This window comes from Bacillus sp. AY2-1, from assembly GCF_008368965.1.
GTDB lineage: Bacteria > Bacillota > Bacilli > Bacillales > Bacillaceae_G > Bacillus_A > Bacillus_A thuringiensis_S.
The window spans coordinates 28,622-45,396 of record NZ_QPEL01000082.1 but is presented as its reverse complement, the minus strand read 5'-3'; the positions used below and the strand labels follow the sequence as shown (position 1 = coordinate 45,396).

Below are 16,775 nucleotides of genomic sequence, written 5' to 3'. Positions count from 1 at the left end.
TGCACTTTTTTCTTACTTCATTACATATATAATCCGCCGTTAATGTTTAATTGCTGACCTGTGATATACGCACCGTCACGGCATAGGTATACTACACCTTTTGCAATTTCATCAGCTTGACCAAAACGTTTTTTCGGGATTTTTGCAACGATTTTTTGACGTACTTCTTCTGGTACTTCTGCTACCATTTCAGTATCAATAAATCCAGGGCAAATTGCATTTACAGTGACATTTGTTTTTGCAAGTTCTAACGCTAATGATTTTGTAAATCCTAACATACCCGCTTTTGCTGCTGAGTAGTTTGTTTGGCCAAATCCACCTGCTTGGCCAATAATAGAAGAAATGCTAATAATTCTTCCTTCTTCCGCTTCCGTTATGTATGGAAGAACCGCGCTTGTCGTATTAAATACGCTACTTAAATTCACGTCAATTACGCGCTCCCAATCTTCACGATTTAACTTTTTGAATGTACGATCTCTTGTAATACCAGCATTATTAACAAGAATATCAACTTTACCAAAATGATTCACAGCTTCTTCTACAAGTCGGTTTGCATCTTCTACTTTAGAAACATCCGCTTGCACTGCATAAACGTCATGTCCATCTTTTCCTAGTTCATTTACTAAATTTTCAGCTGCTTCTTTACTGCTATTATAGTTAATAACTACTTTCGCTCCCTCTTGTGCTAATGCTACTGTAATTGCTTTTCCAATCCCTTTTGCTCCACCTGTTACGATTGCTACTTTGCCATTTAATTGAACCATTTCTTTTCCCCCTTAAATGAATTTGTGAACGATTGTTATGAATCATTTTGGTACTCATACTGTAGAGTCCCTATATAATTATGTTTCGCCGTTTACACGTGAAAGAGATTCTCCCTCTCTCTTTTACCTGTTATAAACAAGCGCTTTTATCATTTTTTATTTTCCGGCTTATTCGCAGGCTTTATCTCTTCTTTTACAGGTACTTGTAGTTTAGCTAGTACTGCATTTTGCTTTTCTAGCAATTCTAAAATTTGATCTACTTTTGTTTCAAGCGTACGAATATCTTGTTTCACTTTCGTCACATCACGCTTTAATGTAGGAGCTTGTCCTAAAGAATCTACTTTCTCCTCTAGAAACTCCTCAATGTTATCTACTTTATTTTCTAAGTTAATAACAAGCGTAGCCACTCTTGCGATATCCTCTTTCGTCGGCACATTTACTTGTTCTAAATAGTTTTTTGTCGTATCATTTAATGCTTTTTGATAAAACAAATTCAAATCTAGAACGCTGCCCATCCAAGCAGAATATTCTTCTGTTTTAATTGTTTCATTGAGCGCTTTTCCCCAAAATGTTTCGGTTTGTTCATAAGCATTTTTCCATGCTTGTAGTGGATCGAATTTTTGATCAATCACTTTACCTACACTCCCTTTTTCGTTTTTGAAACAATTCAACCTATTCACTATTTTCTAATATTCTGAATAAAACTTCAAGTCTATATTTTATTTTTTTCTATTTTCTAACAAATGTGTTGACTTTAAAAACAGATAGGTGTAAATTGCACTTATAAGCAAAAAATTCCATCTAACTGATTCATGAGGTGATGCACAATCATGCTACAAAATGAACCAGAACAACGCGAAAGTTTGGAGAACAACCAAGCGAAACAACCAAACTCCATGCCAAAAAACTTCTTAGTTCCCTTCTTACTTCTCTGTCTAAAAGACTGGAGTCTTCATGGTTACAAACTTATTCAAATGCTAATGGATATCGGCTTTTCTTCTGTTGACCAAGGTAATGTTTATAGAACACTACGCAAATTAGAAAAAGAAAACCTTATTTCTTCTACTTGGGATACAAGCGATGGAGGGCCGGCAAAAAGAATTTATTCTTTAACTGAATATGGAGAGCAATATTTAACAACATGTGCGACTTCTTTTGAACATTATCAAAATATGTTGCGAACGTTTTTCACGTTATACACCAATGCATTCTTTCCATTTTCTACTTCTCCAGAAAAGGATGAAAAGGATTCTTCATCTTCACCTGGTGGTACAGCAGAGTAATCTGCGTTCACAATATGCAAAAAAACATTTGGGGGTCAAACAATGGAAACTAAACCATACGAATTAGTCGATGCATTTTGGAAAAACTGGTCTCAATCACTTTCCCTTTTCTCTTCAGCTGGGAAACAATTAGAGCAACTTACTTTAGAAACATTAAAACAACAACAAGACGCTTTGCATAAATTAACATCAGGAGTAGATGAACTAGAAAAAGAACTACAACAACTCACTGCTCAGTTCAATAACCAATATACAGATTACGTGAAACAATTAACTGGAAACTCCTTAAATGATCAAATTAACGAGTGGCAAGACAAGTGGAAGGAACTTTCTGCTCATATGCAGCAACTTACTGTTTCTCCTACAAAAACATCTTTGTCAATCCTTACACAAACAAGCGGTCAATTTGAAGAAACAACAAAACAATTTATTGAGCAACAACAATTACAACGTGAAGAGGCTCAAAAACAGTTAGAGGGTTTTTTGGAAGAGTTCAAGTCAAAACAGTTGGAACTCGCAAAAAAGTTCGAGGAAAATTCAAAAAATCTATTTACTTCCATCAAGTAAGAAAAATGTGGGAGCTAACTGCAGCACAAACAAAACTCTTTCTTCCTCCTACTACATCAAGATGGCTAGCATTTTTCGATATGGAAAAGAAGGAGGACAAAATGAATCCATTTCAAGAAGCACAAACTGTTCCGGAGCTTCGTTATGATGAGATTCAAGTCGGTGATCAAGCATCCCTTACAAAAACAATTACGGATGAAGATGTTATCAATTTTGCAAAATTGACTGGAGATGTGAATCCTATTCATATTTTAGATTCTTTTGCAAAAACAACAATGTTTAAAGAACGTATTGCTCACGGTATGCTCGTTTCGAGTTTTATTTCTACCATCCTTGGAACGAAACTCCCAGGCAAAAATACGATTTATTTATCCCAAAATGTTTCATTCCGTGCCCCTGTCAAAATCGGTGATACACTTCGTGTTGTGGCAGAGGTTATTAAGAAGCGTGACGATAAAAAAATCATTACGTTGCAAACAAACATATATAATCAATCAGATGATATTGTCGTGGAAGGAACAGCGACAATACTAAAAAAAGAGTAGCAAATTTGCTACTCTTTTTTCTATCCAAGAACTTCTAATCGCACCGATTACTTCCGCGTATGACTACGTCATTTCCACATAAAATAACGTTACCAGTTTAGATAAGAACTTAGCTGAACTGGACTACTCATAAGGATGTGTATCAACATGGTAAAAACAAACAAATTATTAGTTCCAGGTGCAGAGCAAGCGCTTGAACAATTTAAATATGAGATTGCACAAGAATTTGGTGTAAGCTTAGGGTCTAATACAGCATCTCGTTCTAACGGTTCAGTTGGCGGTGAAGTAACAAAACGTCTTGTTGCTTTAGCACAACAACAATTACGTGGATAATAATATAACATATGGCTTAGAGGCAGATATTCTCTGCCTCTTTCTATTTTCAACATACATAATAGTGCTTTTTCACATACTAATCAAAGCAAAATGAAAGGAGCGATATGTGAAATGAAACGGATTAATATTAGCATGAGCCCTCCCCGCGTTCTTACTTTATCTTTTCTTCTATTATCAGTTGTCGGCACATGCTTATTAAAACTGCCCATTGCTACGACAACGTCCATTTCATGGCTCGATGCCTTATTTACAACCGTTTCCGCTTGTACTGTTACTGGGCTTGGTGTTGTAGATACCGGAAAAATGTTTACTTTATTTGGACAATGTGTCATTTTAGCGCTTATACAAGTTGGCGGGCTTGGCATTATGAGCTTTGCTGTCTTAATTGCGATTATGCTCGGAAGAAAAATCGGTCTTCAAAACCGTATTTTATTACAACAAGCATTAAATCAAACGAATATCGGCGGCGTCATCCGTCTTGCCAAATCGTTATTTTTATTCTCTTTTACAGTCGAATGTATCGCTACTTTAATTCTTTCTTTTGAGTGGGTACCAAAATATGGGGTTACCAAAGGGATCTATTATAGTTTTTTCCATTCAATCTCAGCCTTTAACAATGCTGGTTTTTCTGTGTGGAGCGATAATTTAATGTCCCATTCTCATAGCATTCTTGTCAATTTCGTCATTTCCTCTCTCATCATTTTAGGTGGAATAGGTTTTACAGTAATCGTAGACATAAAAAGAAAGAAAAACTTTAAAAACCTTACACTACATTCAAAACTTATGCTTTCTTCTACTCTAATCGTCAACATTATTGCTACCCTTTTTATTTTTATATTCGAGTTCCATAACTCCCTTTCTATGAGAGGTTTTACCCCATTTGAAGAAGGAATAGCCTCTTATTTTCAAGCAATTTCAACGCGAACTGCCGGGTTTAATACAGTTGATATTTCTACATTGTCAAAACCTTCCCTCCTATTAATGATGCTCCTTATGTTTATTGGTGCTGGTAGCGCTTCAACGGGTGGTGGGATTAAGTTAACAACATTTTTAATCATATTTTTTGGCGTATTTAAATTTCTACAAGAACAAGAGGATATTGTCGTATTTAAAAAGTCCATTAAAGATACTCTCATTGTCAAATCATTAACTATTACTATTATTTCCATTTCATTTATCTTTTTTGCTATTTTAATTTTGAGTATTACTGAGCGAGTTCCTCTATTGATGAGTGCTTTCGAAGTATTTTCAGCATTTGGGACTGTTGGCCTCAGTATGAACTTAACACCCCACTTAACTATAATCGGAAAAGCTATTATTATCTTTATGATGTTTTTTGGGAAAATGGGTCCTTTAACATTGGCTTTTTCATTTGCTCGTAAAAAGAACCGGAAAATAAAATATCCGAATGAAGATATTTTAACAGGTTGACAACCGTAGAAATTATCCATATAATGAGAATACAATAGCATATCTCCAAAGGGGAGTAGCGTCCAAGAAAATTTCTTGGAAACAAAGTCGTCATTACGTAGAACTTAGTTCTTCCGGCTTTGTTGGCATTTTCATTACATATGTCTAGCAAGACCTTTGCCTATTAACGGCAGAGGTCTTTTTTGTATTCATTTCCAGATTCTTCCAAAGTTAATAGGCAGGAGTATGGGGAAACTAAATAGTGGGGAAATTCTTCACTTATTTAGAACTTATAGAAATGAGAGGAGAATGTACATGGATGTATCATTATTATTGGAGTATGGTTGGGTATTACTCATCCTAATTGCACTTGAAGGAATTTTAGCGGCTGATAACGCTCTTGTTCTTGCAATTATGGTAAAACATTTACCAGAAGAAAAACGAAAGAAAGCACTATTTTATGGATTAGCGGGGGCATTTGTTTTCCGATTCGGATCGTTATTTATGATTTCGTTCTTAGTCGATGTATGGCAAGTGCAAGCAATCGGTGCCATCTACCTTATGTTTATCGCTGGTAATCACTTATTTAAAACGTATGTTAAAAAGAATACGGATGAAGAAACTGAAGAAAAAGAAGCAAAGAAAAAACAAGAGAACTTTTGGTGGACTGTATTTAAAGTTGAGGTTGCTGATATCGCCTTCGCAGTTGATTCAATTTTAGCTGCTGTTGCACTAGCAATGACTTTACCAAAAACAGGATTAGGTACAATTGGTAGTCTTGATACTGGGCAATTCGTTGTTATCTTTGTGGGTGGACTTATCGGATTAATCATTATGCGATTTGCAGCAACTGCTTTCGTACAAATCTTAAAACGTAAACCAGGACTTGAAACTGCAGCATTCTTAATTGTAGGTTGGGTTGGTGTAAAGCTAGCAGTTTATACATTAGCACACCCTGCATTAAATGTAATTCCACATTCATTCCCAGAATCCACTCCGTGGAAGCTTACATTCTGGATTGTATTAGTCGGAATCGCAGTTGGTGGTTGGTTCTTCTCAAAAGAAGTAGAAGTAAAAGTAGAAAAGAATTTAGACGAAAAAGCGCTGTAATTACAGCGCTTTTTCTTTTTGCTTTCTTCCTCTCAATATCCAGAAAAAATTCCATTATACTATCTTTTGCAAACGCTTTCTCAATATATGTATGTCCTTTTTGTGAAACATTGCACAAACTTATTGAAAGTGAGAACAATTCCATGTACTTTATTCATATAAGGAGTATTTATAGAAGATTTACTAAAGGAGCGTATTACTCATGCTAGAACAAGGACTAGATTATGTTGTCAAACTGGCTAAAAGCAAAAAGAAAATGCTAGATATAAACCCAATGCAATATTTCATTCGTGCTGCACTTGCGGGTATTTATATCGGTTTTATTATTGTACTATGTTTTAAATTAGGTAATTTTTTTCACATTGCAGATTCACCAGCAACTTATTTAGCTGCTTCTATGTTTTTCGGGATTGCTCTCGTACTTATTATATATGGTGGTGCTGAATTGTTTACTGGAAACACAATGTACTTTACTGTAGCAACTTTAAGAAAGGAAACAACGATTTCTGATACACTGCGTAACTGGGTTGCTTGTTACGCAGGTAACTTAGGTGGCGCGTTATTCTTTGCCTTACTATTTTACGCAACTGGAATTTTTGAAGCAATTGATCACGGTCACTTAATGAGTAAAGTCGTTGAAGGAAAGATGAACACACCTACAATGCAGTTATTCTTTAAAGCCATTTTATGTAACTGGCTCGTATGTCTTGCTTGCTTCTTACCTTCTCAGGTCAAAGGTGACACAGCAAAAATAATGGTCATGATGCTACTTGTTTTCACATTCTTCTTATCTGGTTACGAACATAGTATTGCAAACTTATCACTCTTTGCTTTATCTTTAGTTTCACCGCATCCTGAGACAATTTCTTTTTCAGGTGCTATTCATAACTTAATTCCTGTTACAATCGGTAACATTATTGGCGGATCAGTATTTGTCGGTATGGTATACCACTACTTAACTAAGAAAACACCTGACGTTCAACAGGAAGAAACTGAAATCGCAGCAGCTCAACAAGAAGAGATTATTCCTTTACAAGCACATATGAAACATTAAAAACTCCAAAGTTTTACTTTGGAGTTTTTAGCTTCCCACATATTTAACAACAAGGTGAGGATTAATTTCTCCTTCTTCCTTTCCCTTATCCAATCTTTGTTTCATCTTATGCATACCGATGATATCATTCGTATGAAGGTGAATTTCATTTACATATAACCCTTCTGTACAAAAGGCTTCTACAAAATCTAGTCCACTTTTTTCTCCCCATCCCATATTAAAATCAAGGGAAAGAATATTCACACCATAATCCCGAACCATTTGTAAGGTACATTCTACTGTAGTTGCCGGCACATACCCGAACGGACAACTTCTTTGATCATCCATATATACGTTCATTTTCTATTCCCTCTCTACTTTGAATATGCGACCAATACATAACATATTGCCCCAAGGCTAATAAAAGGACCAAATGGAATGGGCTTTCGTACTTCTATACGCTTTAATACGATCCCAATCCCGAAAAAACAAAGACTAAAACAAGATGCTAAAAATAAAATGATAAAAACTCCCTTCACTCCTACTATAAACCCAAGCAACGAAAGTAGTTTTATATCTCCACCGCCAAGCCCTTCTGGATACATCTTTTGCATGCAATATAACAAAATGAATATAACACCACTACCAACTATACTATCTGTCCAAGTAACTAATTGTACAAAAACACTTTCGAGAATGAGTAAAACGGCAAATGAAATTAAAATACAATCAGGAATTAACATATATAAGTAATCTGTAAGTGAAATAATAAGAAGTAGCGAAAAAAGGGATAAAATGATAATAAGCTCTCGTTCTATTCCAATCATATACACGGTAAGAAGAAATATACTTCCTGTTATACATTCAAATGCTACATACATAATCGGAATTTGCCTCTTACAATTCGTACAACAGCCTCTTTGTATATAAAATGAAATGATGGGGATTAGTTCTTTTGGCCTTAGCACATATTTACAATAATGACAATGTGAACGCGGGGTAATGATAGACTCCCCTAATGGAACCCTCATCGCAACTAACATAAAAAATGAACCAAACACCATCCCTGCTAACAGTGCATATAAATAAGTGAACATCCCTTCCTCTCCTTTCCCAAAAAACATAGCAAAAAAAGGAGAGAACTTCTACTTCATATTATCCATTATTCTACTAAAAAAGCAGGCCATTTTCTGGCCTGCTTTCCCCTCTTTTATACGATGAAATATATTGCTTTTAATGGTCCATGTACTCCGACAACAAGATTCATCTCAATGTCAGCCGAGTTACTTGGTCCTGTAATAAAGTTAATACAAGATGCCGCTGTCTCGCCATCTTCTACACGTGAGTTCATATCCTGAACTGCTTGTGTAATACGAGGCACAAGTGTTTCACGTGGAATAATAGCTAAATATACAGTCGGTAAAAAATGTAAAGAACGTCCTTGTCCTTTATGACTTTGTACAACAATTGTACCAGATTCAGCTAATGTATAATCACTAAATGCAATACCAATATTCGCTTTTTCAGCTAAACGCATATTTCCGTCTTTTCTCTCTGGATCCCATACGTTTACTTCAACGTCTCGCTTTGGAAGTTCTTCTTTAAATAAAGATGTTAAACCATATGCATCAAAACGCTCATCCGCTGATAATAAAATAGGTCCTCCGCCGTTTTCCATGATTACTTGTTGAAGGTCTTCACGTAAACGTTCATTTGTCGTTTCTACTACAGTTGTATGAATGTTTGTACATTGATTTTTAAACACTTCTAGTAATTCTTCTTGTGAATAATCTTTTAACGTTTCTATATTCACATTACTTTTCCATACTGGACGCTCTACACCTTCTGTTTTACGCGCGCGCCCAAGTTCTTTTGCAATGTTATCTAGAAAGGCATCACGGTTTTGAATTAATCCTGTCATTATTTATCCCCGCCTTTCTTATGATCTTTATACCAATCACGGAATCGTTCTTTACTTGGAGCTGGGAATTCACGAATATCCGTCCAGTTTTTAAGTGGCCCAACACCTTTTGATACACGATTACCAGATGTAAATGGACTCATTGCCGCTGGTGCCATTTTTGAACCCATTTTATATAAAGCAGCTGAAGAAGCACCCATACTAAACATTTTCATCGCTAGTTTTTCTGCAAGTGGTGCACGACCTTCTTGCTCAACGATGACTTGACGATGTTTTAATAATAAATCATGCAATGGAATTTTTACTGGACAAGCTTCTGTACATGCTCCGCATAAACTAGATGCATAAGGAAGCTCTTTATAATCATCATATCCACCTAGAAGCGGTGTTAATACCGCGCCGATTGGTCCTGAATAAATCGATCCATATGAATGTCCACCAACGTGACGATATACAGGACATACGTTAACACAAGCAGCGCAACGAATACATTGTAATACTGAACGGAATTCAGATCCAAGAATTTGAGAGCGACCATTATCAACAACAACTAAATGGAATTCTTCAGGTCCATCAACTTCCTCTTCTTGAATTGGTCCTGCTACTGTTACATAACTTGTTAATTTTTGACCTACTGCACTACGACATAGTAAACCAACTAAAACATCTAATTCTTCCATTGTCGGAACCATACGTTCCATACCCATTACTGCAATTTGTGTTTTCGGAATTGACATAACAAGATCTGCATTACCTTCATTCGTTACTAAACAAAGGGAGCCCGTATTTGCAACAGCAAAGTTACAACCAGTTACACCAATTTCTGCATCCATAAATTTCTCACGAAGTTGTTTACGAACAAACTTTGTCATTTCATACGGGTCATCAGAATTTTCATAGCCTAGCTTTTCTTTAAATACATCGCGAATTTGCGTTCTATTTTTATGAAGTGCAGGTGCAATAATATGTGAAGGTGGATCGTTATCTACTTGCAAGATATACTCTCCTAAATCACTCTCTAACACTTCACAGCCAATCTCTTCAAGCGCATGGTTCATACTGATTTCTTCTGTTACCATCGACTTTGATTTTACTACTTTTTTCGCTTGTTTCTTTTTGGCGACGTCTTGAATATACTTTGCTGCTTCCTCTTTCGTCTTCGCAAAGTACACGTGTCCGCCTCTTTTTGATACATTTTCACTTAACTGCATTAAGTAATAATCAAGATTTTCTAACGTATGTTGACGGATTTGTTCACCTAGTTCACGCCACTCTTCCCAGTTTCCTAATTCATCTGCGGCTTTTAAGCGATTCGTATATAAGCGCGTTTGTGCCGAAGATACTGCTCCGCGCATAAACGAATCTTGAATTCCATCACCAACGCGATCATTAAATTTTTTCTCACTGATTTTCATAGACATAGCTTATGTTCCCCCTTCATGAGCGACTATTCAGTACCTCAGCAATATGCATTACTTTTACTTCTTTTCCTAAACGCTCAATACGTCCGCCAATGTTTAACAAACACCCACAATCTGCACCGATTAAATAATCTGCACCTGTTTCCATTACACTATCTACTTTTTCATCTACCATTTGCTCAGAGATTGGAGTCATCTTAACTGAAAACGTTCCCCCAAACCCACAACAATTTTGCACGTTTGGCAAATCTCTCACAGTTAATCCTTTTACATTTGATAATAAAATCCCTGGTGCTTCTTTTACTCCGAGCATACGTGTCATATGACATGATTTATGAATAGTAGCTATCCCTGATAAACTTGCACCAACATCTGTAACTTTTAAAACATCTACAATAAACTGTGTAAATTCATAAGTTTTATCAGCAACTTTTTGTGCACGTTTAGCCCACTTTGGATCATCTTTGAAAACATGCGGATACTCATGAAACATTGTCGCACACGAGCCAGATGGTGTAACAATATATTCTGCATCTTCAAAAGTTTCAATCATATGTTTCATCGCTTCTTTTGCTGCTTCTACATGGCCGCTATTATAAGCAGGCTGACCACAACAAACTTGTGCTTCTGGAAATTCAATTTCACAACCTAAACGCTCCAACACTTCAACTGTTGCTTTACCGACATTTGTTTCAAACATATCGACTAAACAAGTAACAAATAAAGTAACTTTCATAACTATTACTCCCCCTTTTTACAACTTCGCCAACAAACATATGGTCATCAGATGACTGAGTAGAGAAGAAATAGGCTCAACCATGGCCTATCCTCTCCCTCTCCTAAAGAAAACGCTTACTTAATCTTTCTCTATTTTATCAGAAAATTAAATTTTTAAAAGATTAAATTACGAATTTATATCGTTTTTACCTGTGACAATATGTTCTACATTTGTTAAATGATCTAGCATTGCTTGCTGCGCTAATTCTACATCTTGTTTTAACACCGCATCATATATAACTTGATGCTCTTCTATAAGTCGTTCTGATGTCGTTTGTTCACCATATAAAATAATGCGTCTTGATTCACCAATTGTTTCAGCAATCATCTCTGAAACATGATTCATGAGTTCAAGCAAAATGTTATTATGCGAAGACTCTGCAATTCCCATATGAAATTGAAAATCAGCTTTTTCGCCAGCCTTTTCATCTCCAATGCTCTTTGCCATTTCATCTAACCAATGTTTCATATTTTGTAAATTATCTTCCGTACGTTTTGCCGCCGCTACTCGAACTGCCCCCACTTCAAGCACCTTTCGTACTTCTAATAAATTCAAAATATCTTCTTTCTTCATTAATAATCTATTGTTTAATGATTTTGTTAATGAAGAAGAATCGAAGTTCTTCACATATGTACCTTCTCCTTGTTTCATCTCAATTAAGCCCATCGCTCTTAGCGCACTTAGCGCTTCACGAACAGCAGATCTGCCAACTTGAAACTGCTCAGCTAATTGATGCACAGGGAGTAGTTTGTCACCAGGTTTTAACGTACCATTTTTAATCATTGTTAAAATAGCTTCAGATACTTCTTCGTAAATTTTTTTCGGTTTAATAGATTTGTACTCCAGTTAAATCACCTCAGTATCTTCCAAACAACAATTGAAACGATTTATAAGAACTTTGCATCATAACTATTTTAGACCGAATTGATAAGAAGTACAAATGTTTTGTTCATAAAATAGTCAAATTTCCGATATTTATTACATATTAATTTATATTTTTACGTATAAAGTGAAACTTTAATCAGTAGGTTTTTTTTCATCCCCCACCTAACTTCTTTGCTTCCGCTGAATTTTGAGGTGGGGGGCTTACTGCCCGGCAAATAGCGAGATAAATATTCCCTTCAATATAAAGAACGTTTTTTTTTAATTCCCCACCTAACTTCTTTCTGAATTTTGAGGTGGGGGGCTTACTGCCCGGCAAATAGCGAGATAAATATTCCCTTCAATATAAAGAACATGTCCTAAAAATTAGAACATGCCCACCTCATCCTGTACATTCAGTTTAATAATAACCGTTGTTCCCTTATCTTTTTCACTTTTAATTTTCCACTGTCCACCATGTATATGAACAATTTGTCTCACAATAGCAAGGCCTAAACCTGTTCCACCATGTTGACGACTTCTCGCTTTATCAACTCGGTAAAAGCGCTCGCCAAGATTTTCTAAATGCTCTATATCAATGCCAATTCCTGTATCTTTTATTTTTAATTCACAGTAATCATCGATTTGCTCTAAAGTTATAACGATATTTCCTTTTTGATTTGTATATCGTATCGCATTATCTAACACATTATGAAGCACTTGTTGCATACGATCCTCATCAATCATGACAATGACCTCTGGATTTAAATTGGTTGAAATATGAATTTCCTTTTCTATAAACTTAATCTCATACGTATCTAATACGTCTTCAATCAGCTGTGAAAAAACGATAGGTTGCTTCTTTAACGGAAAGTGCTCACCTTCTAATTGTGCTAAGTCTAACAAGTCATGAACGAGACGCTGCATACGACCTGCTTCTTTATGAATTAGCTGGGTTACTTTTTCCTGCTGAGCTCCCTTTGCAACACCATCTAAAATAGCCTCGCTATACCCTTTTATATAACTAAGTGGTGTTCTAAGTTCATGCGAAACATTTGCTAAAAATTCCTTACGCTTTACATCTTCTGTTTCTAATGAATTTGCCATTTTATTAAATGCTTTTCCTAATCGTCCAATTTCATCCTCTGAAGAAACTGTAATCCGCTCCGAAAAATCTCCCGTAGCCAAATGATTTGCAACCCGCTCCATTTGCGAAAGTGGCTTCGTAATTGCAATTATAATTTTTCTTCCAACCCATATCGTAATTAAAATCATAGCAATTGCTAGTGGTGCTAAAATAAGACCCATATCATATATTAAGTCTTTTATACTTTTTAAAGGAATATAAGAATATACAATTCCGACTAATTTTTTATTTTCCAATACAGGGATGACAACCCCCATAATATTACGTTCAAAATGTTCTTCATATCCTATCTTTGTCACAGTTTTCCCATCTAATAGCGTTTGCCTATCTCCTTCACTTATAAGAGAATGATGATGCACATCAAAAGGTAAACATGCACTTAAATCACGCGGATTAGACACGAAAAGAACGTCTGAACTAGATATTTGATCAAATGATCTTACTTTCCCTTCAAAAATTGATATTCCTTCGCGCTTATCATACTGAGCAGCAAGATTTTTCCCTTCCATTACTAATGAACCTTTTAAATTATCAACGTATAGTTTTTCATATGAGTATAAAGATACGAAATAAAGAAAGGACACTGTTACACATACTGCACACACTACTGTAAGCCAAAGTTTTTGTACCATCGTAAACATACGTTACACCTCGAATTTATAGCCTACACCCCAAACAGTTTGAATGTAGTTTCCACTTTCTCCAAGCTTCAAGCGCATCGTTTTCACGTGCGTATCTACTGTTCTTGTACTTCCCGCATAATCATATCCCCATACCTTTTCAAGTAATTGTTCCCGGCTAAATACTTGTCCTGTATGCTGACAAAGAAAATATAGTAAATCAAACTCTTTTACTGTAAGAGAAATCGGCTCACCATCCGCCTCTATTCGTCTACTTTTTTCATTGATAAGAATTGGTCCAAATTGAATCTCTTCTTGCTGTTCTTGCTTTGTATATCTTCTTAACACAGCTTCCATACGGGCAACCAATTCACCAGGACTAAACGGTTTTACAATATAATCATCCGCTCCCATACGTAAGCCGTTCACCCTATTCCACTCTTCACCTTTTGCGGTTAAAAATATAATCGGCACATCTGACGTTTTTCTAATTTCTTTACAAACTGAAAGTCCATCCATTTCTGGCATCATAATATCTAATACAACGAAATCATAATGATCTGTTTCTAGTTTTTTAAGAGCCTCTTTTCCATTTTCAGCTTCTCCCCACTCATATCCGAAGTTGTCCAAATACATTCCAACAAGCTGCCTCATATCACTTTCATCATCTACAACTAGCACTCTATATTTATTCATTATCCTTTCCTTCCCTCTCTATGAGTTGAAACGGTCCTTTTCCGACTTTAATTGTTTGTTTTATTTTCAAATTCTTCATATCCATAACGCACACTTCATCACTATCATAACTTGCTACATATCCTTCTGCTCCGCTCTCCAAAAATGCAAATGGATTCGATCCTACTTCTACAGAAGCTATTTCTTTATATGTGCTAATATCAAACTTTCTAAGTGTGTTCGAACCATGACTTAGTGCATATACGTACTTACTATCCTTCGTTATATTCACAGGCATAAATGGAGCGTGTAAAGAGCGCACCATTTCTCCCCCCTGTAAAGAATACACTAACACTTTCTCATTTACTTGATTTCCATCACCATGTCCGCCAATCCATATTTCTTTCCCATCAGGACTAATCGTTGCTCCGGTTGATGCTGGCGGAATCATAAAGGATTGAACAACTTCTTTTTTCTTCGTATCAATTGTCGTTAGTTTCGTATCATAAAAGTTTAGTACAGATAACCGATTATGATACTCTACCATCGTTATAGGACCTTTTCCTGTTGAAACATTTCCTGTCTCTTTCCCATTTATCGTAAAGAACCTTACCTTTTGAACATTTTGATCGGCAGCAAATAATTGCTTTTTATCTTCTGATACGACCACATTTACAATGCCCTTTCCAGTTTTATATTTTTCCACTTGCCTTCCTTCCGCCAATGAATATACATACATATATTCTAATTGCTTACCGTATACAAGGATTTCCTCACCGTTTGGAAGCAGTGTGATTCCGGCCATTGGCTCATTTAGTTCCCATGTCGTGATTAACTTTTTATTTTTTTTATCAATAAAACTAATGCTGCCTTCTTTTATATTCGTTGTTATAATAACATTTTTATCTTTAGCAATTGGTGTATATGAACTTCCTTGACACCCTACTAATAGAAATAAAAAACAGAGAAGAAAAACATACTTTCTCAAAAGATTCCCTCCATCTTCGGATGATTTCGTTATAATTGTAAAATAACAAATAAATGTGTGGAAAGTGTGAAATTTTCCTTTCTTACTCAATTTACATATATAATGTACAACAAATAGAATTTGAGGTGTGTCAATTATGCTATTTCCTGATTTAGCGAATAAAATTGTACGAGAAGTACGCAGACTAATTACAGAGAATATTATTATTATTAATATACAAGGCGTTATTATTGCAAGTACAGATACAGAAAGAATTGGTCAATTTCATGAAGGTGCACTCCGCTGCGCTAACCAAAAGAAAACTGTCATCATTACAACAGAAGATGAAAGGCAGTTGCAAGGTGTAAAGGCTGGAATGAATCTTCCTTTATTATTTCATGACGAAGTAATTGGTGTTATTGGAATTACAGGAGAACCTGAAAATATTTCACGCTATGGAGAAATATTGCGTAAGATGACCGAGTTATTAATTCATGAAAACTACTTTTTAGAGCAACTAGAACTTGAGCACCGTTCTTATGAAGCTTTCGTCTTTGATTGGCTTCAAAATACAGAATGGTCTCCAAGTTTTCTCGATCGCGCCAAAACACTTGGCATTGATTTATATAAGAAGAAACAACTTATTTTGTTTTCTATTGGAAAAAATGACACGATGCTCCAGCGTAAAATATGGCAACATATACGCAATATATTAACAAAAGAGCATCTATTTGTTCGGTGGGGAAATGATCGTTTTATTTTATTTACAGCGATGAGCTCCAACGAGCAAACATACCAATTTTTAAAACGATTAAAACAAGAATGCGAAGCTTTATTTTCTATTCCTTTATATATCGGGATTGGACAAACAGTTACCCCAAACAATATGAACATATCTTACGAACAAGCATTACGTGCTCTTTCTGTATCATTGGAAACGAAACAAATTGTATTTAATGAAGATTTACGTTTAGAAATGTGTTTACAAGATATTTCTGCCGAAACGCGTGAACAATTTCTAGAGCGTACCATCGAAAACTTACTATCATCTCCTGAGCTTATGCACACCTTACGCTTATTTATCGATTATAACCAATCTTATAAACAGACAGCTAAACAATTACATATACACATTAACACATTACATTACAGGCTAAAAAAGATTGAAGAGCATACAGGACTTGATCCAAAACAATTCAAAGACTTAAACGTTTTATACTTCGCACTCCTCCTATTAGATAATCATACAAAAAAGAACGATAAAACAGATTAATCTTTAGATGATTACACATAGAAAGAATCCCTTTACTTTTTTATCATTATAATGAAAGCACTGT

The 16,775-nt window shown here is 35.5% G+C and carries 19 protein-coding genes and 1 riboswitch; of the genes, 8 read left to right on the top strand and 11 right to left on the bottom strand.

Annotated elements, in window-relative coordinates; genetic code table 11:
* Positions 1-20 precede the first annotated feature (20 nt).
* Positions 21-764 carry an acetoacetyl-CoA reductase gene (locus tag DN403_RS20085; RefSeq protein WP_000250407.1) on the bottom strand — a complete coding sequence of 248 codons (744 nt, stop codon included), beginning with the start codon at positions 762-764 and terminating at the stop codon, positions 21-23.
* Positions 765-913: 149 nt separating this feature from the next.
* Positions 914-1,396 (bottom strand): polyhydroxyalkanoic acid synthase subunit PhaR, encoded by a 483-nt coding sequence (gene phaR, locus DN403_RS20080; RefSeq protein ID WP_000566941.1) that lies wholly within the window; start codon positions 1,394-1,396, stop codon positions 914-916.
* Between the two features lie 198 nt (positions 1,397-1,594).
* Between phaR and phaQ the strand changes: the two genes are divergently transcribed.
* The 7 genes from phaQ to DN403_RS20045 all read left to right on the top strand — a co-directional run bounded on the left by phaQ (position 1,595) and on the right by DN403_RS20045 (position 7,069).
* Positions 1,595-2,047 carry a poly-beta-hydroxybutyrate-responsive repressor gene (gene phaQ, locus DN403_RS20075; RefSeq protein ID WP_000939954.1) on the top strand — a complete coding sequence of 151 codons (453 nt, stop codon included), beginning with the start codon at positions 1,595-1,597 and terminating at the stop codon, positions 2,045-2,047.
* 42 nt (positions 2,048-2,089) lie between these two features.
* Positions 2,090-2,614, top strand: coding sequence for a polyhydroxyalkanoic acid inclusion protein PhaP (gene phaP, locus DN403_RS20070; RefSeq protein WP_000448596.1), 525 nt, complete (start codon positions 2,090-2,092; stop codon positions 2,612-2,614).
* Positions 2,615-2,715: 101 nt separating this feature from the next.
* Positions 2,716-3,159, top strand: a complete 444-nt coding sequence (locus tag DN403_RS20065; protein ID WP_001067916.1) for a MaoC family dehydratase — start codon at positions 2,716-2,718, stop codon at positions 3,157-3,159.
* 147 nt (positions 3,160-3,306) lie between these two features.
* Complete coding sequence (locus tag DN403_RS20060) at positions 3,307-3,492, top strand: alpha/beta-type small acid-soluble spore protein (RefSeq protein WP_000241212.1); 186 nt, start codon at positions 3,307-3,309, stop codon at positions 3,490-3,492.
* A gap of 114 nt (positions 3,493-3,606) precedes the next feature.
* A complete protein-coding gene (locus tag DN403_RS20055; RefSeq protein WP_000822358.1) occupies positions 3,607-4,926 on the top strand; it encodes a TrkH family potassium uptake protein in 1,320 nt (439 codons plus the stop codon).
* Between the two features lie 38 nt (positions 4,927-4,964).
* Positions 4,965-5,138, top strand: a riboswitch (yybP-ykoY riboswitch).
* Between the two features lie 82 nt (positions 5,139-5,220).
* Positions 5,221-6,015 carry a TerC family protein gene (locus DN403_RS20050; RefSeq protein ID WP_000383326.1) on the top strand — a complete coding sequence of 265 codons (795 nt, stop codon included), beginning with the start codon at positions 5,221-5,223 and terminating at the stop codon, positions 6,013-6,015.
* 202 nt (positions 6,016-6,217) lie between these two features.
* On the top strand, positions 6,218-7,069 hold the full coding sequence (locus tag DN403_RS20045) for a formate/nitrite transporter family protein (protein ID WP_016077951.1): 852 nt from the start codon (positions 6,218-6,220) through the stop codon (positions 7,067-7,069).
* A gap of 27 nt (positions 7,070-7,096) precedes the next feature.
* On the opposite strand, the gene DN403_RS20040 is transcribed toward DN403_RS20045, so the two are convergent.
* The 9 genes from DN403_RS20040 to DN403_RS20000 all read right to left on the bottom strand — a co-directional run bounded on the left by DN403_RS20040 (position 7,097) and on the right by DN403_RS20000 (position 15,459).
* Complete coding sequence (locus DN403_RS20040) at positions 7,097-7,408, bottom strand: cyclic-phosphate processing receiver domain-containing protein (protein WP_001103766.1); 312 nt, start codon at positions 7,406-7,408, stop codon at positions 7,097-7,099.
* 14 nt (positions 7,409-7,422) lie between these two features.
* The gene (locus DN403_RS20035; protein WP_016077952.1) at positions 7,423-8,145 is read right to left on the bottom strand and encodes a prepilin peptidase; all 723 of its coding nucleotides are present in this window, start codon (positions 8,143-8,145) and stop codon (positions 7,423-7,425) included.
* A gap of 113 nt (positions 8,146-8,258) precedes the next feature.
* The gene (locus DN403_RS20030; protein ID WP_000147194.1) at positions 8,259-8,969 is read right to left on the bottom strand and encodes a LutC/YkgG family protein; all 711 of its coding nucleotides are present in this window, start codon (positions 8,967-8,969) and stop codon (positions 8,259-8,261) included.
* Complete coding sequence (locus DN403_RS20025; protein ID WP_000061930.1) at positions 8,969-10,390, bottom strand: LutB/LldF family L-lactate oxidation iron-sulfur protein; 1,422 nt, start codon at positions 10,388-10,390, stop codon at positions 8,969-8,971. The genes DN403_RS20030 and DN403_RS20025 overlap by 1 nt, the downstream gene beginning before the upstream one ends.
* 16 nt (positions 10,391-10,406) lie before the next feature.
* The gene (locus tag DN403_RS20020) at positions 10,407-11,126 is read right to left on the bottom strand and encodes a (Fe-S)-binding protein (protein WP_000869152.1); all 720 of its coding nucleotides are present in this window, start codon (positions 11,124-11,126) and stop codon (positions 10,407-10,409) included.
* A gap of 168 nt (positions 11,127-11,294) precedes the next feature.
* A complete protein-coding gene (locus DN403_RS20015) occupies positions 11,295-11,984 on the bottom strand; it encodes a FadR/GntR family transcriptional regulator (RefSeq protein WP_254904515.1) in 690 nt (229 codons plus the stop codon).
* Positions 11,985-12,416: 432 nt separating this feature from the next.
* On the bottom strand, positions 12,417-13,817 hold the full coding sequence (locus DN403_RS20010; RefSeq protein ID WP_016077953.1) for a sensor histidine kinase: 1,401 nt from the start codon (positions 13,815-13,817) through the stop codon (positions 12,417-12,419).
* 3 nt (positions 13,818-13,820) lie between these two features.
* Positions 13,821-14,492 carry a response regulator transcription factor gene (locus tag DN403_RS20005; RefSeq protein WP_001046396.1) on the bottom strand — a complete coding sequence of 224 codons (672 nt, stop codon included), beginning with the start codon at positions 14,490-14,492 and terminating at the stop codon, positions 13,821-13,823.
* Positions 14,485-15,459 carry a YncE family protein gene (locus DN403_RS20000; protein ID WP_001234158.1) on the bottom strand — a complete coding sequence of 325 codons (975 nt, stop codon included), beginning with the start codon at positions 15,457-15,459 and terminating at the stop codon, positions 14,485-14,487. The genes DN403_RS20005 and DN403_RS20000 overlap by 8 nt, the downstream gene beginning before the upstream one ends.
* A gap of 127 nt (positions 15,460-15,586) precedes the next feature.
* Between DN403_RS20000 and DN403_RS19995 the strand changes: the two genes are divergently transcribed.
* A complete protein-coding gene (locus tag DN403_RS19995) occupies positions 15,587-16,711 on the top strand; it encodes a CdaR family transcriptional regulator (protein WP_074789367.1) in 1,125 nt (374 codons plus the stop codon).
* Positions 16,712-16,775: the final 64 nt, after the last annotated feature.